General features: G+C 45.2%; 14 protein-coding genes. All 14 read right to left on the reverse strand.

Annotation, left to right across the window (positions count from 1 at the left end):
• Nucleotides 1–28 precede the first annotated feature (28 nt).
• Nucleotides 29–1,531, reverse strand: a complete 1,503-nt coding sequence (locus L0M14_RS18440; RefSeq protein WP_235122957.1) for an alpha-glucuronidase family glycosyl hydrolase — start codon at nucleotides 1,529–1,531, stop codon at nucleotides 29–31.
• Between the two features lie 318 nt (nucleotides 1,532–1,849).
• A complete protein-coding gene (locus L0M14_RS18445; protein ID WP_235118090.1) occupies nucleotides 1,850–3,592 on the reverse strand; it encodes a cohesin domain-containing protein in 1,743 nt (580 codons plus the stop codon).
• The gene (locus L0M14_RS18450) at nucleotides 3,592–7,773 is read right to left on the reverse strand and encodes a glycosyl hydrolase 115 family protein (RefSeq protein ID WP_235118091.1); all 4,182 of its coding nucleotides are present in this window, start codon (nucleotides 7,771–7,773) and stop codon (nucleotides 3,592–3,594) included. The genes L0M14_RS18445 and L0M14_RS18450 overlap by 1 nt, the downstream gene beginning before the upstream one ends.
• 245 nt (nucleotides 7,774–8,018) lie before the next feature.
• Nucleotides 8,019–13,217 (reverse strand): glycosyl hydrolase 115 family protein, encoded by a 5,199-nt coding sequence (locus L0M14_RS18455; RefSeq protein ID WP_235118092.1) that lies wholly within the window; start codon nucleotides 13,215–13,217, stop codon nucleotides 8,019–8,021.
• A 122-nt stretch (nucleotides 13,218–13,339) separates the two neighbouring features.
• Entirely contained in the window at nucleotides 13,340–13,831 is a 492-nt protein-coding gene (locus L0M14_RS18460; RefSeq protein ID WP_235118093.1) for a hypothetical protein, read from the reverse strand.
• A 360-nt stretch (nucleotides 13,832–14,191) separates the two neighbouring features.
• The gene (locus L0M14_RS18465; RefSeq protein ID WP_235118094.1) at nucleotides 14,192–14,548 is read right to left on the reverse strand and encodes a hypothetical protein; all 357 of its coding nucleotides are present in this window, start codon (nucleotides 14,546–14,548) and stop codon (nucleotides 14,192–14,194) included.
• A 219-nt stretch (nucleotides 14,549–14,767) separates the two neighbouring features.
• Nucleotides 14,768–15,463, reverse strand: a complete 696-nt coding sequence (locus tag L0M14_RS18470) for an MATE family efflux transporter (protein WP_311198735.1) — start codon at nucleotides 15,461–15,463, stop codon at nucleotides 14,768–14,770.
• Complete coding sequence (locus L0M14_RS18475; RefSeq protein WP_235118096.1) at nucleotides 15,409–16,122, reverse strand: MATE family efflux transporter; 714 nt, start codon at nucleotides 16,120–16,122, stop codon at nucleotides 15,409–15,411. Before L0M14_RS18475 ends, L0M14_RS18470 begins: the two co-directional genes overlap by 55 nt.
• Nucleotides 16,123–16,877: 755 nt before the next feature.
• Nucleotides 16,878–17,549, reverse strand: coding sequence for an HAD family hydrolase (locus L0M14_RS18480; protein ID WP_235118097.1), 672 nt, complete (start codon nucleotides 17,547–17,549; stop codon nucleotides 16,878–16,880).
• 2 nt (nucleotides 17,550–17,551) lie between these two features.
• On the reverse strand, nucleotides 17,552–18,211 hold the full coding sequence (locus tag L0M14_RS18485; RefSeq protein WP_235118098.1) for a dihydrofolate reductase family protein: 660 nt from the start codon (nucleotides 18,209–18,211) through the stop codon (nucleotides 17,552–17,554).
• Nucleotides 18,208–19,350 (reverse strand): sugar ABC transporter substrate-binding protein, encoded by a 1,143-nt coding sequence (locus L0M14_RS18490; protein WP_235118099.1) that lies wholly within the window; start codon nucleotides 19,348–19,350, stop codon nucleotides 18,208–18,210. The genes L0M14_RS18485 and L0M14_RS18490 overlap by 4 nt, the downstream gene beginning before the upstream one ends.
• Nucleotides 19,351–19,369: 19 nt before the next feature.
• On the reverse strand, nucleotides 19,370–21,316 hold the full coding sequence (locus L0M14_RS18495; RefSeq protein ID WP_235118100.1) for an alpha-amylase family protein: 1,947 nt from the start codon (nucleotides 21,314–21,316) through the stop codon (nucleotides 19,370–19,372).
• 43 nt (nucleotides 21,317–21,359) lie between these two features.
• Entirely contained in the window at nucleotides 21,360–22,412 is a 1,053-nt protein-coding gene (locus L0M14_RS18500) for a zinc-dependent alcohol dehydrogenase (RefSeq protein WP_235118101.1), read from the reverse strand.
• Entirely contained in the window at nucleotides 22,409–24,160 is a 1,752-nt protein-coding gene (locus L0M14_RS18505; protein WP_235118102.1) for an alpha-glycosidase, read from the reverse strand. Before L0M14_RS18505 ends, L0M14_RS18500 begins: the two co-directional genes overlap by 4 nt.
• Nucleotides 24,161–24,204 lie beyond the last annotated feature (44 nt).

Consider the following 24,204-nt stretch of genomic DNA (forward strand, 5'->3'; position numbering starts at 1 on the left):
GCGATGCTTAGAGCTGAAAGGTTCGGGTTCAGGCAAGGCGGCCATAACCGTACCAATTCGCCTGACCAAGCGGCTGCCCCGTCCAGTTCGTACTTGCGCCAATATTGGACACACCTGCCACCATCGAGTGCTTATGGTTAAAAAGCGATCCATTGATCACCTTTTCAACAGTTGAGCCAGCCCCTAATGCCTTGGTATCAAAATTAAATACTTCTTTCCACATCGGAATCAACCAACACAGGTCAGTGGATTGACCCGTATATTCTTGCGTAATTTGGAGTTCAAGTCCTGTATTTGTATTTGGCATTCCACCAATGACTGGAATCAAAGGTTCTCTTATCTGAAAATCTAGCGGTCCCTCTTTTGCCTGGAGAATTACATTGTCGGCAAATTGTCCGTCGAGCGGCTTGAACACTTCATACGCTTGTTTGGTTCGGTCAGAGGAGAGGCCGCTGACGCCATACACAAATGCTCTCCATATCACCATGCCGTTGTGCTCCTGCAAGATATCAGCCAACATATTAGCCCCTTGGGCATGAGTCCGACCATATTTCAATGGTCCCGGCTGCCCCTCTGAATCGCCTTTTACGCTAAAACCTCCGAAATCAGGTATATAGCTGTAGATTTCATCGATCTTGCTGTGCCACCACTGAATGACCTGAGGATCCATCGGATCAGCAGTGGATAATGCGCCCGAGAGAATAGGACTGTCAAATCTTATCGATAGATACACTCGAATTCCATATTTACGAAGAACATCTGCTATTGCCGCTATCTTGGGGAGATTCTTCGAATCGATGAAATCATAGGAAGCATTCACATTATTCAGAACCGCTCCGTTGATTCCAATCGAAGCGTTAGCCCGTGCATAATCCTCATATCGAGGACTTACGGTTTCAGGAAGCTCACTCCAGTTCCAAATACTACTTCCGGCATATCCCCGCTCAATCGATCCGCTCCAATTATCCCAATGGTTAAGCATACGAAACTCATGGGCAGGCTTATCCGAGATATTCAGATTATCGATGGATTGGTAACGCTGGATACGGCTTAATAATTGGTAAGTACCATAAAGTGCACCTTGGTCACTGGCGCTTGCAATCACAGTCACTGCATGACCCGACAATGTGGCAGAGCGGATCATAAAGCCATCGTGACCTAGTGTCTGAAGTTCTTCATCCCACCCCAAGCTGCTAATCAAAGGGGAATTTTGAAGGGCGCCTACCACAATCGCTCCATCCTGTGTGATTGAAGCCGATTCGGTGAGAGGCTGTCCAAGCAGACCCGAAAGTCCACGATTCAATTCTTTTCGAATGGAGCCCGAGATGTCCGTCGATCCTTCGACTACATACTCTGTGACCTTTTGGCGGTATTTCGCTAATAGTGCAGCAACCGTAACTGAAGGATAGCGCAACCACAAATCATATCCATTCTCATCAGGTAATGTTGCCGCTCGTGCAGTTTTGTCAGGAATAACGAATGACATCAATATGAAAGAAATGATTAATAAAACTATGCCAGCTCTTTTCATCAAGTCAAAACTCCTTTTTTCTCCATCGTTATTAAACGCTTTCGCAGCCTAGTACCGAAAAGGGAACTCATAAAAATATGTGTAAAATCAACAAAATGTTACATTATGTATCATAAGGCGCGCACGCCACCCCCTTATTCATTATTTTACGGTAAGAGTCCCAATATGAACCCAAAATTAAAACGCTTTCATTTATACTAACACACTTAATAGTCAAAATGTTTTTGATGTTTTTAGAAATAGTTATAATTTTTTTAGGTCTTAGTAACCAAGAAGCCCGAAGAGAACGTCTCCCCGAGCCTCCTTGTTTCCCTAGGCTTAGTCTCCCAGAATTAACCTTGCAACGACTGCCAAATCCATGATGTTGACAGCACCGTCCCCGTTAATATCCGCAAACTTAACTTCATTCCAGTTTTCATCACCTGCTCGGGCTCCATAGTACTTCACGATGATTGCCAAATCACCAATGGTTACCTTAGAATCGCCGTTCACATCGCTTGGTATGCCGATAATGACAGAGTCAGTGAATGTTTGCAAAGCTTCGTTCAAGGCTGCCTCCGCTTGATCAACTTCAGACTGTGTCGCCGCTGTGTTGTCCTCGGTTGCCTTCGCACTGTTAATTGCCGCTTGAAGTACAGCTTTCGAACCAACTGGATATTGGCCTGCACGGTTGCCTTCTTCCGCCGATTGATATGTGCTTATAGCCTTCTCAATCGATGCATGTAAGGCCGTCTTATTCACGGCATTAATCCTTACATGATGAGTTATTCCCGTCAGCTGTGTTTCATTACCCGCTCCATTCGATATGACCGCATTCGATAAAGCAACGGTTGTTTCTGACGATGCCTCAGCCTGCTTTGCTTTGAAATTCAGCTTAAGAAAATCTCCGTCAGTATGAACCTCATTGCCTTCTCCCAGACTTGCGGCGAGAATTCTGACTTCTCCATCCTGGCTAAGTTCACTTACGACCTCTAAATTCGACTGTAAGGATTCCGAAGAAACATATTCCACTTTATTGGAATCATAGGATACGACTACATCTTGTGCAAATATGCCGTCTTTTACATGCCGCAATCCATAAGTAACACTGAACGGTTGACCCGCGGAAACTTGATCCGTTCCGTCCCATGCAGCCCTTACTTCTGTTTCGGCTTCAACTAAGGCAGATACGGCTTGCTCCAGGCTTGCAACAGCAGCATCGACTTGAGATTGTGTGGTATAGCCCGCTTTTTCCTCGGAAATAGTTTGAATGAAGTTGCTTAAAGCTGTCCGAGATTCAGATGTGTAAGCTTCGTTGTCCAAGTATAATGCAGCTTCGGCAAGCTTCGAATCTAAGGTTTCAAGGTTTATAGCTGCTGTTCCTTCTTGGTAGACACGAACAAAGTCAACGTAACCAATGGCTAATGGATTGCTTCCGTTGTTGTCATCGCTATAAAATCTAAGCTTCCCAAGTGTTGTCAATGGATTGCGCATCGGTAAATCCTGCTGCTGCAGAACTCCGTTGACATAGGCTTGCACTTTCTGCGTACTAGAATCAAGGATAAGATCGATTGTATTCCATTCACCGATATTGAATTTTCCAACCTCAGCAGTACTCGTACTGTTACCGCCCTTATTTGATACTTTAATGGAGCCGTTATCGCGCAGTGCTGCAGTGGCAATAATGGTTGTAGAGCTATCGTTTTTATAAATAAAAGGCGATCCATAGAAGTTTGTAGGAGCATCTGAACGCACTCTCGCCTCCATGTACACTTTCCCGCTCATCTCTGGAAACATCCTATTGGCTTCCACCGAAAGACCGCTGCCCTTTTGAGTTTGAGTGAGCTTCAGATACTTATTGCCGTTTTCACTTCCCAACGTAACTTTGCCGCCGGTCTCGATCGGTTTCCAGTCGCTTGAAAGGTCACCAAGTGAGTTCAGATTATCAAAGTTATCGTTAACGATATACCTTCTAAGCTTCAAGCCGTCTGCTGCAGCTTTTATTTTCTGCAAAATACCCTGTGCTGCTTCTTCTGATCCTCCATTTGCAATTAGGTTATCGCCGTCGATGATTGCTTCCATTACGGGGCCGTAGCTGTCCGCCGTGTAGTTCTCTCCTGCAGATTTCTTGCAGCTGCGATTGCGTTTTGAAGTGCCGCCAAAGTTTCCTCTGTGGCCGGTTCATATACAAGGGTATAAACCTTTACATTGTCGATATACACCGAACCGGTTTTACCCGCGTTGGAACCGTCATTATTTGTATAGAAGCTAAGGATATTCGCAGCAGTCATTGCAGCACGAAGCGGCAAATCGGTCCTTACCTTCACACCATCTACGTAGAAGTCGCAAGTCTGCTTCTCGCTATCAAGCACAATCTTTAGGTTGTACCATGTGCCGCTTGTAAACTTGCCGACATCCGTGTTGTTAACTAAAAACGTGCCATTATTGCGCATCGCATTACTGAACAGTTGGGTATCTTTATTCAAACCATAAATGTAAGGCATTCCAAAAAAGGTATCCGGCGCATCGGATCGCACCTTCATTTCGAAGATCACTTGCCCGCTTGCTTCCGGGAATTGAGCAGTTAGTCCCGTTTCTCCGGCTGCGTTATTTTTCGTCATTTTTATATATTTATTAGTGCTTTCAGTCGGATCTGTTTCCAGGTTTATTGTACCTCCGTCCTGTACGACCTCCCATGAAGAAGTAAGGTCAACCGTAGAATCCGCTCCATTAAAATCATCGTATAACAAGTACTTCTTATCTCCATCGACCATATTCCTTTTACTTTCAAGTGTGCTAGTCGCTAAAACAAGCACTTGATAACACTCTTGCTGAATGGTCCAGCTCGGGCTGCCTTTCAATTTATCCAACACATCTGTATAAGTGGTCAAGAAGCTCGACATGGCATCAGATGGATAATTCAGGAACTTGGTTCCCACGACACCGGTAATCTTAATCCGCTCAGCTTTGGCAAGAGCTCCTTCAAGCATGCCTTGAAGATTGCCTAGTGAATCTACCTCGCGCATCGCACCGATCAGCCGGACGTATCCATCGTGCACGGTGTCCGCTTTCGGGTCATCCAGCGATGCCAGTACCTCATCCCGAACATTCTTTAAATACGCGATAGCATCCGGAATATACGAGTCACCGCTCGTATCGTTTTGCAGTTCCGTGATTTTCGCTTCAACCGCTGGCAGATAGGCATCCAGAACCTCTCTGGACATACGCAATACCCTCGGTACGAAAACAGGATCAGCATTGTAAACCGAGTTATAGCTTTCTGGCGGACCTTGATTGGAAGGTTTTTCACCACCGGTATTAACCACGATCTTGTCAATCGCCACACCTGCATCGATCATGTAAAGCTCGATTGTATGATGCCCTGTTGTAGGTATGTTGATGGTTACTAACATCTTTTCAATCGCATTGGTGACATTTGTTTTCCATGTGCCTTCTTCCGCTGTGTCTTGACCCGACAACACGATTGGCGTGTTTCCATCCACTCCGATTGCAAATCGTTGTCCATCAGCGCCTAAAGTCGGTACACGGTAAACCGTCGTCGTAAAGCTTCCCGCAGTTTCAAAATTCACGTCATAGCTTAACTTAGGTGCATCACTCAGATTATGGATATAGCTTGGCGTATTCATCGGGTACGTTGCTACGGAGCCGCCTGAACGACCTAGACCCTCAAAGGTTTGGAAACCAATAGCTCCATCATTTTGTTTTCTCGCGTAGTGTTCAGCTTCGATGGAAACGTAACCGTCTTCTTCTGCATATCCGTCAATCTCTTCTCGGGAAAGTGCCGGATTGCTGGCATGAACCATAATGCTCTTTTCACTTCCTGCACCAGTTACGGTAATGACCGCATTCTGCGTACCGGAAGGAACCTGACTCCAGTCAATGGACGCAAAAATACGGGTTTCATCAACAACGGTTCCGCTGGTTTTCGAGATTTTCACCCAAGGTTGATCGGCAGTTACTTGATAGCTGAATGACTCGCTGCCTTTGTTAAAGATGTCAATGAAATGGGTGTCTTTCAAATACGCCGAGAAGCTCAAAGAGCTGTCAGTCGTACTGTTCGTTTCACCTTCAACCACGACTCCCATTTTGGGGCCGTCCGGAACATTTACCCTCGTTACAGAAGGCATACCCGGTGCGTCAGGCCGCAATGGCGATGGATATGGATCCATGATCTTATTCCACTTTCCGCCGGACATCTGGGTATTATAATAAGCGGTTTCCTGTGTTTCTTTATCTTGCGCCCATTGCGCTAGGTCTGCATACAGATTAGCAGAAGCTGCTCTACCCTGATCCAGCGACAGCTTGTTCTTCTGGGCATAATAATACTTTAAGTTCATATAGAAGGAACCTTTGATCGGATAAGAAACAAGCTGGTAGAAGCTATCTTTCTGATCATCAGGGAGTGTTTGGTACATCGCATCAGCCCGATTCATCAGGTTTTGATAATCGACTAGTCTCTGCTGAGACTCATCTCCGTAATCCACGGGATCGAATACGGCAGAGCTGGCATTGGTGTGCTCCGGCTTTCTCATATAGTTCAAACGATAATATTCCGTTAAGATGTTTCCAATCTCCTTGTTGTCGGCTCCCGGAAACATTTTCTCGCCAAATTGGGACAGGTAACCGTTGTCTCCGCTCAGGTTATCCTTGTTCCATTTCTTGATATTCCATGCCATATCCAAGAAGAAATCCATCCCGATTTCGCTTGGCTTGAGATCCCCCACGTTGAGAATCCAAAGCTGCTTGGCTCCACTTTCATAAGCTTTACCCATTTCACTCAGCATAAGCGCAGGAGGCGTAGAATTCAGCCAGATATAGGTCATCGTTCCCACATAGGAGACATGGTAGTATACGCCGCTTCCGCCTGAACGAGCATTTTCCACCTCGGTTGGAAAACGCCGGATAAAACCATGGTTGTCCTCCGCCCATACAATCGTTGCGTTGTCAGGCAGCTTAAGTCCTGCTTCATACAGAGGCAGCACTTCTTTATAAGGAATGAAAATAGGGAAAGATTCGGAATTGACGTTGTTATCTTCCATCATTTTTGTCTGAGCGTCTACGATGTTCTGAAGCACATTTAGCTTTTGTGCAGTTGTAGTAGCTCCTGCCGTAACAAACCCTTTGTCATGAAGCCCTCGCATCCCAAGCGTATAGGACACCTCATGATCCTTATAGGCTTTTACGCTTTCATCCCAATATTTATTGATGAGCTCTGGGTTCTGCGTATAGTCGTAGGTCGCTGAGTTCGGATATTTATTAAGATTGTTCAGATCATCAATGGCCGTAACCGTACTAAGGTCAACACCTTGCAAATATCCTTCATCTTGCAAAAATGGCCCCCATTCGCCGGTACCATTGCGCATCATCGGCTCACAGTGACTAGTACCGACAACAATGCCATAGTCATCGGCATTTTGACTGTTTTCAGGATACTTATTGAAATAATCGGTCGGTCCCAAACGGATCTCAGAATGCATGCCCGGCCAAATATAGTTGGCTTTTAGTCTAAGCAGCAGCTCAAATATTTTTTTATACGTTTCCGGTCCAATATTCCCGCCTTGTTTTCCTACAGGGTCATTGAGCGCCGCCCACTTTGCAAGATTTTCCTCATCATTGATAAATATCCCGCGATATTTTACGGAAGGCTCTCCCTCTTTTTTCAGCGTTTGCGTAATGATGACTTCGTTCTTCACCTGCGGAATCACGTCTGCCCAGTAATACCAGGGAGAAACGCCGATTTGTTCGGAGACGTCATAAATTCCGTAGACAGCACCGCGTTTGTCGCTGCCGGCAATCACCAATGCCTGGCTCACGCCTGGAACAGGATCATCTACGATTTTGATCAGATAGGATTCCCATTTTCCTGTAAGATCTTTCGCTTCATCTAGCTTCCCGTCCGCCATCAACTGTTTAATGACATCGCTTTCATCAACAGAACCAATAATCATTGCATGCTGACTTAAAGCAGCAACATCATGCTTAATTTCGGGCGTTTTCGTTGTAACTGCATGTATGTCCTTCTGCAAATCACCTACAGCGCGTACAATTTGCTTATAATCCGAGTTCGATACGTATAAGTCCGCCGCGACACCATCTTTAAACACCGGAAATCCGGATTCATTCTCTACTGCGGCTTCAGCACGCACATTCGTTAGGCTTACGGACGAAAAAACCATTAGAAATGCGATGAACAATACAACTATTTTCTTTAAAAATGCTGAAAGTTTCCTATTTGTTATCATCTGCATGTTCCTTTCAAAACGATGTCCATTGATCATTACTCACTGCCTCTTCTGGTACAAGGTCATTTGCCCATGTTACATTTTGTATCCGAAAAGACGCAAGATAATAAGAGGGAGGCTAGCCTCCCTCTGTTTGTTGATCAAGTAGGGTCTGCAAGCTTCCATAGATTTTCTATCGACAGTCTCCGGGAGGTTCGCCTCCCGCTCTTTCCTGGTGAACGTTTACCAATTGGTACGTATATAACCTAGTTCAGTATTTTTATGGCCATTGCAGCTAGATCCTCAATGTCAATCTTGCCATCGTTGTTCAAATCAGCGTTCATGTAGCTAGACCAGTTCGGATCGGCAGAGGTCTTGCCATAGGCTGCTGCAACGATAGCCAAGTCACCTACAGAATAACGACCGTCACTGTTCACATCTCCAGGCTGGGTGGTAATGACGGAATCCATAAACGCTTGTAGTGCAGCCGTCAATGCATTTACCGCCTGTTCTACTTGCTCCTGGGTTGCCGCAGTGTTATCCGCTACAGCTTTCGCTTGATCGATTGCTGCTTGCAGCGATGCTTTGGAGCCCGCCGGATACTGCCCTGCTCCAGTTCCTTCGGCAGCAGCATCATGCTTGCTTTGGGCATTAGCTATTAATGCAAGCAGTGCAGTCTTGTCAACGGCAACATAGCTAAACTGAACCGTGTGAGATTTACCCACCAGCTCTTTTTCACGGCCTGCTTCATCGGCAATGAATGCTTTCGCTAATGTAATCGTAGAGGCCGAAGCTTGCGTATCGGCTTTTACTTTCCAATGAAGCTTCAGAAGGCTTCCGTCAAGTCGAGCGTTTTGTCCAAGTGTAGCTACAATGAAGCGAACTTGCCCTTGTGTTTGAGCCTTGTCGACGATAACGACTTCATCGGCATTCACGGATTCAGCCGAAACGAATTCCAACTGACTCGGATCATAAGTGAATGTCAGGTCTTGAGCATAAACATTTTGATCCATGCCGCTTAAGCCATACATCAAATCAAAATCTGATCCTTTGGAAGCTTCCTCCGGTCCTTCAATGACTACCTTATTACCACCAATCGTGTAGTTGAATGTCGCTACATCACTCGAATATACAGCCTCTCCCACCGTAGCATGTTTCACTGCAATCGCCTTGATTGTCATGGTTTCAGCTACATCAATGGCTTCTGTATATTCCGTACTGGATACGGTCGGTATACTACCATCGGTTGTATAGTATATTTTTGCTCCTTCTGTTGCACTTGTAAGCGTAACCTCTTGCGCACTTGTGTAAGTTCCTGGTGCCGGGTCTGCAGTAGGCATTTCTACCTTGCTGCTGTTTGAGCCTTTTACCAAAACAGTTATTGGGGCTGTTTCTGCCCAGGAATTATCATTGTTTTTTGTAACTTTTATTGTTAGATTTACCTCTGCATCTTCCTTCTGAGGCGTAACAACTCCATCCGTAGAAATAATCTCAGGTTTACTTGAGTTTGTGATTTCCAATGTATATCCATCATATTCGGGAAGGACTACCTCATTGTCTTTGTACAGCAATGATGTCATGCCATGGGCAAATTCATCTGCAGTTGGCGCTGCATACACCTTCATGTCATCGACATCATAGATTCCGTCCACCTGCTTATCCAAACCAAACGAATAATAATTAAGTTGATCACCATCTGGAATTCTGAATTTAAAGTCTTTAGCAACCAACTGATTATCAAAATAACCACTGTATGTCTTTTTTGCTGTATTTACAACAAACTTGACATTGTACCACTTATTTTCTTCGAAGGTGCTAATCATTTTTTTGCTGCCGCCATCTTGCATCATGACATTCTTCTGGTTTTGATCATTATTTCTATCAAAACCTGCTGCAATCGCATACAAACCTGGAGCGGTAGAAATGTAAGCTAAATTCGTAAATCTTGCACTCTGAGGCATCCTTACTTTCAAATCAATGACAATCTCTTCTCCAGCGGCTCCAGCATCCCCAAATGGCAATTGAAGCAACGCTTGAGTTCCACTTATATTAGAAGAGGTAAAACGTACAAATCGGTTTCCATCCTCTTCGGCTACAACAGCCTCCCCACCATTTGTAATACTTTGTACATTGAATCCAAAAGGTAATTTACCTAATTCATTTCTGTCAAAATCTTGATAAGCAACATATTGAAAAGGACCATCATCTAAGTTCTGACTGTTTCTTAATTGACGCTCTGCATCTGTTAGCTTTTCAATCGCGTTATCAATGGCTGGCATATCTTTACTGCCGCTTTCCTTTAGCTTTTTCAGTTCCTCTAGAGAAGAAAGCACCAGGTCATACTCAGCTTGCCCGTAACTGCCAAGCTCTGTTCCTAAAGGAACAGGTGCCTGCTCTAAACTTTCTTCAGCGGCCTGAATCGCTGTAGTTAATTTATTTTCATAAATACTGTCAGGGTTCTCAAACTCTCTTTCAGAGACAACCCAATTTGTATCACTAGGAGGATTCTCTGATGTTTTAGTAATATAAATTCGATCTACAGAAATTCCATCTTCTCTCATCCAAATATTGAACGTATGCTCACCTGCACTAGGAACGCTAATCGTGCCGTTCTTTCTCGGCCACATCCACTTTTCATCTCTTTCATAGCTCCAAAGTTGAGATGAATCAAAGCTAGTTGCCTTATAAACTCCATCAATGCCACCGTAAATGGAATCAGAAGCATCATCAATAATTCTCGTTCTCATCCATACATTATAGGTGCCTGGCGTGGTAAATTTGATCTTAAATTGCATTTCAGGACTTTTACTTACCAAGTCACTTGCATCGCGCCAAATAGCGCCTTGGTCTGGCAGTCTCATGGCATAGCCTGTATCAGACTGCGTGATTCTCCATGAATTCCCGCTTTTTGCTACTACCTTTGCATACTCACTATTTTCTATAGCCATTTCCGGTTCTATGAATACCTTTCCATCCTTTTCAAGAATAGCACCGCTTCCCCATGAAGCTGTTTCGTCTTTTTTGGTCTGTGCTACAGAAGTGTGAGGTAACAGTTCGTATCCGATACTAAATGTATCATTGTAGACACTGTTATAGCTTTCATCAGGTCCATTGTCCGAATACAAAATACCCTTTCCATCCGTATAAATGACCATCTTATCAATCATGATATCATTATCAATCATCCACAGCTTTACAGTATGCTTACCTACCGTTGGAATATTAACATCGATCACATGCTTTTCAATATGACGGAAAAGATTAGGTACCCAGTCTGTACCTTGACCTTCGTCAACTGCCTTACTGGATACGATGATTGGGTCCTCAGCATCGATGGAAACAGCAAATTTAATCGTTCCTGTCGAATCTAACGTCGGTACTCTGTAGATTTCCATCGGGAAATTGCCTGCATGCTCAAACTGCACATCATATTCCAAAGAAGGCGCGGATTGCTGAATTTGATCTTCCGGAACTCTTGTCAGGGAAGGATTATAGGACCGCATCACATTGCCCTTTGTTCTTCCCAGATTGTAAATCTCCTGCCATTTTAAAGCTCCAGCATCATTCTTTCTGCTGTAATGCTCCGCTTCCATGGATACGTACCCATCCGCTTCCGCATAGCCTTTTACTTGCTCTAAACCTACAGATGTTTCATCAATGTTTACTGTAATGCTCTTTTCGGTTTCGCCGCTTTTCAACACGATTAAACCGCTTTCACCTTTGTGGCTGCTTAAATTATTTATGTTTACCCAAATTCGTTCTTCATCCATAATGGTTCCGCTTGTTTGGGAAAGTTGAATCCAATCCTTGTCCGTAGAAGCAGTCCACTCCAAGCTTTCTGCTCCCTTATTGAAAATCTCGATATATTTTCCACCTTGACCAAATTCGGAGAACTCTAGAACTGAATGATCTTGAACCCTTTCTTCACCTTGTACGATTGCACCCATTTCAGGATCTCCTAACACTAATGCCGGTGACCCCTCTGGCCATTGAGAAATAACCGGTGGAGCGTGTGTCTCAGGGTCTAATATCCGATCCCATTTGCCTCCAGCTAATCCTTTGTTATAATAGGCGATTTCCTCTTTCTTCTTCTGGTCTGCATCCTGAGACAGCTTTAAAAAAGTATTTGCCGAAGAAAATCTGCCTTGATCATAGGCCATGTTACTTCGGTCGGCGTAATAGAATGCTTTATTTACATAATAAGCCCAACGAATTTTACATAAGACTTGTTCATAAAAACCATCCCTCATCTGCTCAGGCAGGCTATTATACACGGCATTTGCCCGGTCAAAAATCCCTTGATACTTCAACATTCTTTTACTTGCTTCATCGCCATAATGCAGTTGGTCAAACACATCAACCTTCATATGCTCGAGTCTGCGATTACTCGTTAGTTGATAGTAGGTGTTGACAATGTCTGTTACCTCATCTGCATACTGGCGTCCATATTGACTGCTAACCCAATCATGTAAGAATTGGTTAGGATTGTTCTCATATTTATGAACGTCCCAGCCGTATTTAATAAAGAAATCCATTTCACCTTCCAAAGGCTTTAGATCTCCAACATTTAAAATCCAAGCTTTTTGAATCCCCGACTCATAGGACTTCTGTAATTCTTCTGCCATTAAGGCTAGTGGAGTCGTACCTAGCCACACATAGCTTTGATCTGCCGGAGCCCAGTAGGAAACGTGGTAATATAAGCCATTTCCTCCGCTTCTTTGTCTTTCTTCTTCATTTGGCAGCCTTCTCACGTAACCATGATTATCATCCACCCACATGATGGTTAGATCATCCGGAACCTCTAAACCTGCGTTATACAGAGGCAATACTTCCTTATAGGGAATAAACATCTTGAAAGCGTTCTGGTAGCCTTCTTCCCCCAAGACATCCTTCATCATGCCCTGTTGATCTTTAATAATTTTGTCAAGCAAATTAACCTTTCTTTCTGTTTCAGTAGCACCAGGAAAGGTTCCATTATTAATGTTTGCAGTAGTAAATGGCTCGTCATGCGCACCTCTCATACCTAGCGTCCACTGAGATTCATATTTCATGTTTCTCGTAAGGCTGTCCTTCCAATATTGCAGTACGGCCTCCGGACTTACGGTATAGTCATATTTCACATCTGTATGGTGAATCGCATCATAATTTTGCTTCCACTCCGGCCATTCCATATTATTGTTCCTTAAAAACATTTCAGGGTGACTTGACCCCATCACAACACCGTATTCTTCAGCTAATCTTGCATTTTCAGGATTATTATTAAATCCGTTCACATGCATAGCAGGCCATAGGTAATTTCCCTTTAGCCTCAAAATTAATTCAAATATATGCTTATAAGTGTCAGGTCCTATTGTTCCATCCTGTGTATGTGCTTTAGCCCACTCGTTAAGCTTTTCCTCATCATTCAGAAAAATCCCTCTGTACTGTACATCCGGTGAATCCGTAATTCTAGTGTCTGCCTTCATATATACGTTTTGTTTCTGTTGAATCGCAACATCAGCAAAATAATACCATGGGGATACACCCATTTTTTCCGATATATCATAAAGTCCGAAAATCGTACCTCTTCGATCCGTACCGGCTACAACTAGTGCTTGATCAACTCCCTCGAATGGATGTTCAACAACATCAATGAGAAAGCCTTCCCATTTATAGCTTCCATCGCTTTTTTTAATTCCGATACTTCTAACTTATGATTGCTTATTAGTGTGTCAATCGCTTCACTGCTGCCAATTGTACCAAATATGACTACATCGCCATTGTTTGGTATCGTATTTACTACTTGTGCATCAACATTTGTAACATTTTTAATATCATTTTTAAAATCATTAACAGCTCTTTTGACACTCACAGAATCATGATTATCCACATATAAGTTTGCTGCAGATTCATTTGCTACTAATGCAAAGTCATTCCCATTAGTTTCATTTGAAACATAACTGCCTTGATCACTTATCTGGTTCTGAGGTCCTTTTGCTTCTGCAGCGTTCGCTGTCACATCTGCAGCTCCGATACTTGTCTGTAAGATCATCGTGAACACAAATGCTAATGAGATCCATCGTTTTATTCGAATTTTCATTTTTCGCAGCCCTTCCTCATGAAAAATATTGGACAACATCATTCAGACGGCAGGTTCTTTTAAAGGCTATCGCATCGCCACCCTTCATACAAATTTTCCCTCTACATGTTAAGTGTAAGCGCTATCACAAAGTGTGTAAATAGGGGCGATTTTATGTAAACTTGTGATAATTTTAGGCTCAACCTTTTCCACTACTACCACTCCCGGTGCTGTATCTTTTGTTTCCTCATTCTAACTTCCGAAGATAGCTAAGAAAATGTACGATCTTAACATATTTTTGTAACCATCCATCCGCCTGATCCAGATCCTTCTCTTGGACAATGACGTCTTCTCGGTTCATTTTGGTTTTTACCCCGTTGGTTAAGCTGTTCCTATCTGCAGAAAGGATTTCTTCAAATAAATTGCCGCGGGCATTCGTATTGTTGGATGTTTGAGAAGCAAGGTATTCTTTAGTGCACGGTAAAAGCTATCTTGTTGGAAAATAAACTGGAAGACGTCAAGTCCTACCCATTCACTTCCGCTGATTCCTTCAAAAATATTATAATCTTGGAATGCCATCACAACACCATAGATCGGTGCATACTTAAAGATGAGAATATACGAAATGGGCAGCAGTAAGAGTACATAGAGAGGCGCATCTCTTTTTAAGCTGTGTGTGTATTTATTTCTTCGTTTTATTGCGACCTTGTTTCCATAGCTGTCTAAAACCGCTTTCATTTTTGCCTGTCTCTTACCAAATAAACCCGAGAACTCCATAGAGTCCTCGGGTTGTGGATAAGCCGATGAATAAATATTTGAGCTTTAACAAGGGGATTTCTCCTTGGCGGATTTCATGATGCCTACTACAGCCAGAAACCCTGGCTGACCTGATAACTCGGAGCTCCCAAGCTCAACTTCGCTAAACTGGAGCGAATATGCTGAGCACCATCACTAACGTTAGGCTGCTAAATCCTTAACTAAATTCCGAATCCACTTCTTAGAGTAAATCCTCGTCAATCCAATGCCAAATCTGACAACCTCTTCGAGTGAGAGCACAAGATAAACAAGATACACCGGCTGCTTCCAAACGAACGACAGCAGTAAACCAGATGGTACGCCGACGATCCAATTTGCAGTGGACTCCATGGCAAAAACAAACTTGCTGTCCCCTCCGCTGTTCAAGATTCCTCCTGCAATAATCATATTGGCTACTTTCACCCAAAGAAATCCAGCGAACACAAGAACAATATAGATGCCTAAGTGATGCGCTTGTTCCGAGATGTTAAACGCTGATACATAGAACGGGGACACAGCAGCAACAATGACTCCCAACACCAAAGAAATGACAATACCTAAACGAATGAGTCGCTTGGCGTAATGGAGTGCCACCTGGTTTTCTCCCGCTCCTAGTTGGTTCCCGACGATGACCCCTGCTGCGCTTGCCAAGCCGGATAACAAACCAATACTCAAGCCCTGCAGCGGGAATGTAATGGTCATGGCGGTCATCTCTTCGGTACCCATACGACTATAAATGATCGCGTAGACGGTTTCCGATAACACCCAAACAAATTCGGTTAGAATGATGGGATACGTTGTGCTTAAAAATTGCCGAAGCAGAGGACGGGGAATCTTGAATAAGTATTTGAGATCCACCGATCCGGCAAGCGGTATTTATAAACAGCGCCAATAATTAGCAGACATTCAACAACTCTAGCAATTAACGTAGCCGCAGCCGATCCCATCAATCCCCATTCCGGCATTCCCAGCTTCCCGAAAATCAGCCCGTAATTAAGTACGATATTCAGGCAAACCGTGATTAAGCTTACTACCATCGGCAATTTGACATGCGTCGTACTTCGAAGGATTGATGAATACATCATCGTTAGCATCATAGGTACGTAGCTGAGAGAAACAATTTTGAGAAAAATGGAGCCGTCGCCTGTAATTCGAGGGTCCGTTGTAAACATCCCCAAAAACAATTGCGGGGAGATGAAAACAAATACAGTGAATATAATAGACAGCGCTAATCCGCCGAATAAACCAAGACCTAGGACTTGTGAAACACTTTTTCTGTCCCCATTCCCCCAAAACTGAGCGGCATAGATGGAAACACCGGTAGAAAGCCCGGCTAGAACGACGGAGATGATCCCGTAAATTTTGGTCGACATACCGACTGAGGAAATCGCAACATCGCCTAGCTGGCCAACCATTAATTGATCCGTCAAATAAAGCAGCGACATGATCAAGCTTTGCATCGTAACAGGTATAGCAATTTTCATGACCTGTTGATAAAAATCATCTTGTCTACTCATCACTTGCTGCCCACTTTCCAAGATATTTGACCGCTTAACCGAGTCGCGGAAGTTCGACTCTACAACGATGTTTTTCAGCGTTGTAGAGCTCTCTCAGGCGCGGGGCCTCTCACGTAACGATGCTGAGCATCGTTGCAACTGTCCACCTCGCGCCGAGTCGCGGAAGTTCCACTTACAACGATGTTTTTCAGCGTTGTAGAGCTCTCTCAGGCGCGGGGCCTCTCATGCAACGATGCTGAGCATCGTTGCAGCTGCCCACCTCGCACCGAGTCGCGGAAGTTCGACTCTACAACGATGTTTTTCAGCGTTGTAGAGCTCTCTCAGGCGCGGGGCCTCTCATGCAACGATGCTGAGCATCGTTGCAACTGTCCACCTCACGCCGAGTCGCGGAAGTTCCACTTACAACGATGTTTTTCAGCGTTGTAGAGCTCTCTCAGGCGCGGGGCCTCTCACGTAACGATGCTGAGCATCGTTGCAGCTGCCCACCTCGCGCCGAGTCGCGGAGGTTCCCATCTACAACGATGTTTTTCAGCGTTGTAGAGCTCTCTCAGGCGCGGGGCCTCTCATGCAACGATGCTGAGCATCGTTGCAACTGTCTACCTCGCGCCGAGTCGCGGAAGTTCCACTTACAACGATGTTTTTCAGCGTTGTAGAGCTCTCTCAGGCGCGGGGCCTCTCATGCAACGATGCTGAGCATCGTTGCAGCTGCCCACAACGCACCGAGAAGCGGAAGTTCCCATCTACAACGATGTTTTTCAACGTTGTAGATGAACTTCGGGTAATTGAAACAGTTCTTTAAAGCCGGACACTTTGAAATCCGCTTGACTTACATCCTGGTTGCCGGAATTTGGATTCTTTAGTCCGACGCAAAGCATTCCAGCCGCCTTCGCTGCTTTCACCCCATTAGTCGAATCCTCGATCACAAGACATCCGGCAGGTGCCGTCCCCAGCACAGACGCTGCATGAAGAAAGATATCAGGCTCCGGTTTGCCTTTAGCCATACTCTCACCGCTGACCTTAATCGGGAAATAAGGTGCTAGCCCCGCTTTTTGCAAAATGAGTTCGATTAAAGGGAGAGGTGAAGAAGAAGCGACGATAATCGGAATATTCTGCTTCTTGAGCCACTGAATCCATGCTTCAACATGCGGCATCGGCTGTAAATCCGGATAGGCGGAGATGAACTGAAGAACATTGCTTTTGTGATAAGCCAGCAGTTCTTGTACCGGCACCTCCAAGCCATGCTTCACCCGGATCTGTGACCACATGCTCTCAAGAGTGACGCCGACATATCCGTGATGTTCAGCTTCATCCATCTTAATGCCAAAATGTCGGAATGACTGCTGTTCTACTTGAAAATAAAGCGGTTCGGTATCGACGAGCACCCCGTCCATATCAAAAATGACCGCATCCACGTCATGTTGCCGCATGCTTACACCGCTTTCGCATAACGCATCAGCGTGTAGTTTTCTTTAGCCTGAACTTCAATGACTCGATACTTCTTCGTAGAAGACAACCCGTGGAAGCCATCGCCGTCTACTAGTGTAATATTTGAAGCTCCTCCGATGATGATCGGAAGCTGCATGAGAATAATTTCATCGACGACATCCTGACTAAAGGCGTGCCAATTCAGAAATCCTCCGCCTTCGACCATTAAGCTCGTAATCCCGTAGTTGTGCTCTAATTGCTTACCCAACTCCATAAAATCGACCTTATCCGTACCGCAAATGAGGCAATCTTTACCACGGTCGCGAATAATTTTTATTTTCTCCTGGTCGGCTCCCTGCTCGGTTGTGACAATGATGGTTTTGCCATTATCGGTCAGTACATTGCTATCAAGCGGGATATCCATCGTTGACGTAGGGATGATACGCACCGGATTTTTATTTTCCTCATATCGGTTCGTCAAAAATGGGTTATCGTTTTGGATGGTATTTTTGCCGACCATGATCCCATCTACTTGTCCGCGGAATTTATGAATATACGACATATCGTCATCATTAAATAAGCTGAAAAGCTCCTTGCTTGAAGCCTTTTCCCCGAAAGTCAGCTTCCCGTCGATTGATATTTGGCTGAATATGGTGATTTTCATCGTGCTCCTACCTCCACAAGTGCTTGATGCAATGTTTTCTCGATTTGTCCAAGTGCTGCTTCAGGGTTCTTCTCTTCGAAAAGAGTGCGGAGTCCTTGCTCCATCGCTACCCAATTGTGAATCATCAGTGTATCAATCGGCATAGGCCGGCTCTCTTGCAGCAGCGCTAAAATTTGCGCTTTATTTGGTGTACTGTTCGCCGTTACCAGCCGCCGTGCAGATGAGTTAGCAGGAATTCGCTGCACTTGATCTGCCCATTTCAGCTGGCACTCCACACTTAGCATAAACCGTGCAAAAGATCGGAGTTCCTCGCGCAAGTCACCTTCCAAAGCTCCATTCGGGAAGATCATCCCGATGGATGATGACATGGGCACGGAAGCTTGTCCATGAATCCTAGGCAGCCTGCCCACACCTAATTTGTCTTTCATGTGCTGAGATAAATAATCGAAGTTCCATTCACCGCATATGATTGCGCCGACTTCTCCGGAAATAAATGTTTCAAGCAAATCTGTAGAACCATTTAAGCTAACCATGGTACCCTGCTCAAGCTGGCTAAGGACGAATTGCAGCGCTTGAAGCAATGGCTCATGAATAAGATCCGGTTTTCCGTCCTTCATCAGCCATCCGCCGAATGCCGTTAGAAATGGAATGAACCAATACGATTGTTCCAGGTCGGCCCCAATTGGAATGATCCCTTTCGATTGCAGTCCGGGCTGAAGTGCTGCGATCGCATCCCACGATTGAGGCGCTTCGTCCCACACATCTTTGTTGTAATACAGCACAAGATGGTTGCCTAACAGTGTCGGAATGCCATATTGCATACCATTTACCTGCATCGTTGCAAGGGCATCGCTGTCCAGGAGGTCTTCAACAAAATCGCCTGGAACTTGGGAGTATTTCCCACTTTCATAATAACAAGCCATATCTGCCGGAACGAAAGCGATATGAGGTGCTAAATCTGTTCCAGCCACCTCTCCGATTCTTCTGCCAAGCTCCTGAATACTCATGACTTCTGTCACAACTCGAACGTTGTTCCGCTGCGAATAGAGTTGGCAAATCTCCTCCAAAACTTCAATAGATGTATCTCCAGGACCATCAAACTCGTGCCATAGCACGATTTCTTTTTTATGCGTTGTCATTATGGTTAATCCCCCTTGGTTAATAAGTATTGGAATGTGATAACACAATCGCCTGCTGTGGCTGGAGCTCGATAACGTTACCTGTTCTCAGAATTTCCGAGCCGTTACCTTCGGTATCGATCTCCACCCTATATGACTTCACACCCGGGATGTAGGCATCCAGGTCAACTTGGACAGACTCTTCAGGGTTTAAATTGAATAGTCCAAGCAGCAGTTGGCCCTCGTCCATGTACCCATAAATGACAACACCTTCCGGCGATTCCGGAATAAAGAAATGGTTGGCTTGAACCAGAGACAGCCATCTCTGTTTGCATTGGTTCAGCTTTTCAAGAAGAGGCAGCATCGGCTGCGGATTGGTCCAATTTATTTGAATCTGATTAAAGAAAGCTCGCGGAATCTCTGCTCCATTCGTATTGTCGCCCAGCCCGCAGTTCAGCGGCTGCTCTTCATTCATTTCAAATCCAGTCGTGAGAAACGGAATTGCGTTGGGCAGGAAATGATTGAACACACTGATCATACGCGCCAATTTGACTCCGCCTCGGCTTGTAATCCGCGGGGTATCCGCCGTTTCCGCGCATGCAAATACATGCAGCTTCAGCTGCGGCAGTTCAGAAGCGTATCCGATCAAATTTTCCTTTGTAATTTGCGTCATAATATTCCAACCGCTGCCCAGCATGATGTTGTAGCCGGTGGCGGCTGCTTTCTCATGATTCCGATTGAACAAATCTTCGCTGATCAGGATCGCATCCGGTTTCATCGATTGTATAAGGCTAAACATCCTCGTCAATAGTGGAGTTGGCAGCACATGTCCAATATCAATGCGGAATCCGTCTATGCCGTACCTCTCTAGATGAAAGCGTATGGCATCTACGAGCACGTCCCATAGCTCTTGGGTTGGCTCTTCGCCCGGATAGTAATTGCACTTGATCGTATCAAAAAGCACATACGGCGCTTGATCAGGCTTCAAATAGGACCGAACCTGCGGAGCAAAATCTTGATACAACCTTAGAAATGTAATATCCGTCCAGATTGGCTGCACATCGTTAATCCAATCCGAATGAGCCGGAGATGTTGTAATCCCCATATGCTGCTCGACGAGTGTCAGCAGTTCCTCACCCGTGGCGTCCGAACGCTGCTTCAGCTCCTCCCACAGGTCTGAATCAACAAGATGAGGCGGCTGCGAAAATTTGGCCAAAAACTCCGCTGTCTCTTTGCTGTTATACACAGTTTCCAGCTTATCCGGCGTACATTCTTCAAAGAAACCAAGCTCAGGAATGTGCGGAGGCTTGAATCCGTCTAACGCCTCATTCTTGATCCAATACACCCACTCAGGGTGCTCGCGAACCCACTCACTGTTCCGGGCAGTTACACGAGGAATAAAATCGACAACAACCTTAATATCAAGCAGGTGGCAGACTTCCACCATAACGGCCATCTCATCGTGGATATTCCAATCCGCCGCTCCGTCCAGCAAGGGGTCATGCAGATTCGGATCCAGATCGAACAACGTTTGAACGGCATAGGGGGAGCCAATATCCCCTTTCAAATTCAGCTTACTGTAACGATTGACCGGGAGGATGTATAAAATCGTGACTCCCATTTTCTTGAGCAGCGGCAGGAGCATCATCATTCGTAAAAAGGTTCCTGACTCGATCTCGCCGTCATGGTCGTAGTCCCACGCCGTTGAGTATCGCACAAGGGACGAATAGATGACACTATTGGCAAAATCCGTTGACTCCGTACGTCCATACTGCTTGGACATTTTTAATACATAGGTTAGATGCTCCGTTAAAAAGGCATAAGGGTGAACGCGAATTTCACCATCTTTTTCCTCGAGGATGTTCGTGTACCCACACTCGTTCCAAATCGCCGGGATCCAGAAAGACGCTTCCTCTTTTTCTGCGCTGCCGGATAAATAACCGATTAAGCTCTCCAAATTTTTCTCTTTTGTTTTGGAAATCAGCACGTTTCTCTTCCTCTCCTCAATCGTTTCTAACAGATTTGATCCATTACTCAAAAACAAAAACCGTCTTCAGCGTTTGACTTACTGGACTGATCACCCCCTTATCCGTTACACGGCTGCTCTCCAACAGCTCGCCTACGGCCGCATCGCAATCTTCCAAGTTATACTTTTTTGTAACTATCCCCTGAAGCTCCGGATGCTCTTTTGCAAACTGAATGGCTTCCTCAAATTTGTATCTATATTCCCCAGCTCCGATCAGCTGAATGGCATTTTGGATCATCTTCGTCGGTTTGCACGTATACTCATATTTCGCATTGATCCCGAAAGCAATCATCCTGCCGCCCCGGTCAATCCAGCGTTCGGCCATCTCAAGTTGGTTGCCGACGGTATCGATAACCACATCGAATTTGCCATTTTGCGTTAGTCCCTCAAGCATGGACGCATGTAATTGATCTGGAGAGCATGCTAAGTCTGCAATTTCCTGCGCTCGAGATAGACGGTAGGGATTTACTTCCGTAGCCACTGTAACTCTAGTCTTATGGGTGCTCACATACTGGCACAGCATACCCATAGGCCCTGATCCCAAAACAAGTACAGTTTCCTCTGACGTCACTCTTGCTGCTTCAAAGTTATGCAGGACACAGGCCAGCGGCTCAATCAAGACTGCAGCTTCCCAGCTCATCCCGTCATCCAGCTTATGGATAAACCTCTTATCACATACAAAATATCTCGCAAACGTCCCTTGTCTATTTAAACCTGCTATGGGCATGCCGCTCCCATCGCTCCCTACACATAAATGCGGGTTATCCCGATTGCAATAGTAACACTCGCCGCAGCTTTGATTCGGGTCAATAACAACACGATCACCAATGCTCAACTGCTGCACATTGTCGCCCACTTCAACAACAATACCTACTGCTTCATGACCACGAATGATGCCGGCAACTCCCTCTTCTTTCCCTGTAATCACAGCGAGGTCTGTTCCGCATATGCCAGTCATATGAATCTCGACTTTCACATCATTTGCTGAGACGATAATAGGCTCCGGCATCTCGCAAAGCTCCAGCTTTCTTCCTTCTGTCCACACTAACGCCTTCACGATTTCAACTCCTTTGCACGCAATATTTGAAACCCGAATCCCGGAAGCGTAACGGAATACGCCATCCCCACCTCAATGAAGCCTCCGTTCCAAGCATCCTCCCATTCTCCCTCTGAAATATAAGCATCGATACGCTGAGGATGAGGTGCCGCATTCATGATGATCACAAAGCGTTCCTCGCCAAGCTTACGTTCATAAATCAATCTAAAATCCTTCGGTTCAGCTGAAAGGAATATAAAGTCGCCATACCGCAATGACGCATATTTCTTTCGCATGGCAATCGCTTTTTTGAAAAAATCCAGCAAATCATGATCTTGTTTGGCCGTGTTCCATTCCATGCACTTCCGATTATCCGGGTCATTCTCACCGGTAAGACCGATTTCATCGCCGTAATACATACAAGGCGCACCTGGATAAGTAAATTGAAAGATAGATGCAAGCTTCATCCGATCTTTATTTCCCTTGCATAAAGTAAGCAGCCTCGGAATATCATGACTGCTCAGCAAATTAAAAGCAGCTTCGTTGACCTGCTGCGGATAAAAAGTAAGCTGAGTCGCAATCGCATCGGCAAACTCGCGACTGTCCATGACATTCTTCACGAAAAATTTCAGAGCAAAATCCGTTACCGGGTAGTTCATAACAGCATCTAATTGATCTCCCTGCAGCCAAGCCATCGAGTCATGCATAATCTCGCCAAGCAAGAACGCTTCCGGTTTCGCCGCTTTCACCACTTCCCTCAGCTTCCTCCAGAAACGATGATCCACTTCGTTCGCGACATCCAGCCGATAACCGTCAATATCCGTTTCCTCGATCCAAAACTTGGCGATGTTCAATAAATATTCGCACAATTCCGGATTGGCCGTGTTGAATTTGGGCATTGTCGGTTCAAAACCGAATGTTTCATAGCTCGCTTTCCCATCTTTCACCTGCATCGGCCATTCCCGCACGAGGAACCAATCCGCGTATTTGGAATCCTGCCCCTTTTCCAGCACGTCGACAAAAGGAGGGAAATGGCTGCCGCAATGATTAAACACGAGGTCCAGCAGAACGCGGATTCCTTTGGCGTGACAAGCCGTTACCAGCTGTTTCAAAGTCTCATTCGTACCAAAGTGGGGGTCGACTTGCCAGTAATCGATCGTGTCGTATTTGTGGTAGGACGGCGCCAGAAATAGCGGATTCAAGTAAATAGCATTGATGCCAAGCTCCGCCAAATAGTCCAAATGATCGATGACACCCTGCAAATCCCCGCCAAAATAATTATCTGTGGTCGGCGTGCCCCCCCATGGTTGTGCATGCGCAGGACTTATCGCTGGATTTCCATTTGCAAAACGTTCGGGAAAAATTTGATAAAAGACAGCATCCTTCACCCAGGATGGAGGACTGATGATATCCGCACTGCTCAAATAGGGATATTCAAAGTTCCCAAAAGACTCTTTCGGCGGTTGTTCTTTGCACCATCGCTCGGAATACCAGATCCTGGACTCCCCTTTTTTTAGGTAAAACCTATAGCTCAGGCGTCCGTTAGGAGGCTGGACGGCAGCTTCCCAATAATCATAAAGCTCATCGGACATCCACTTGTGCATAGATGCGGTTTGCTCTGTCATATTCCAGTTGTACTTATCTCCATAAACAACATCCACAGTCTCGATATCGTTGCGTTCAGTTCGCAGACGAAGCTTCACTGTTTTCAAATCATAGGCATAAGCCCAACTTTGCTTGGAACGATGGTACAATGCATGCAGGTTCACTTCGATCTTCCTTTCTTGGCAACAAAAATAGGGAACAACACAGG

It is taken from the genome of Paenibacillus hexagrammi (assembly GCF_021513275.1).
Lineage (GTDB): Bacteria > Bacillota > Bacilli > Paenibacillales > NBRC-103111 > Paenibacillus_E > Paenibacillus_E hexagrammi.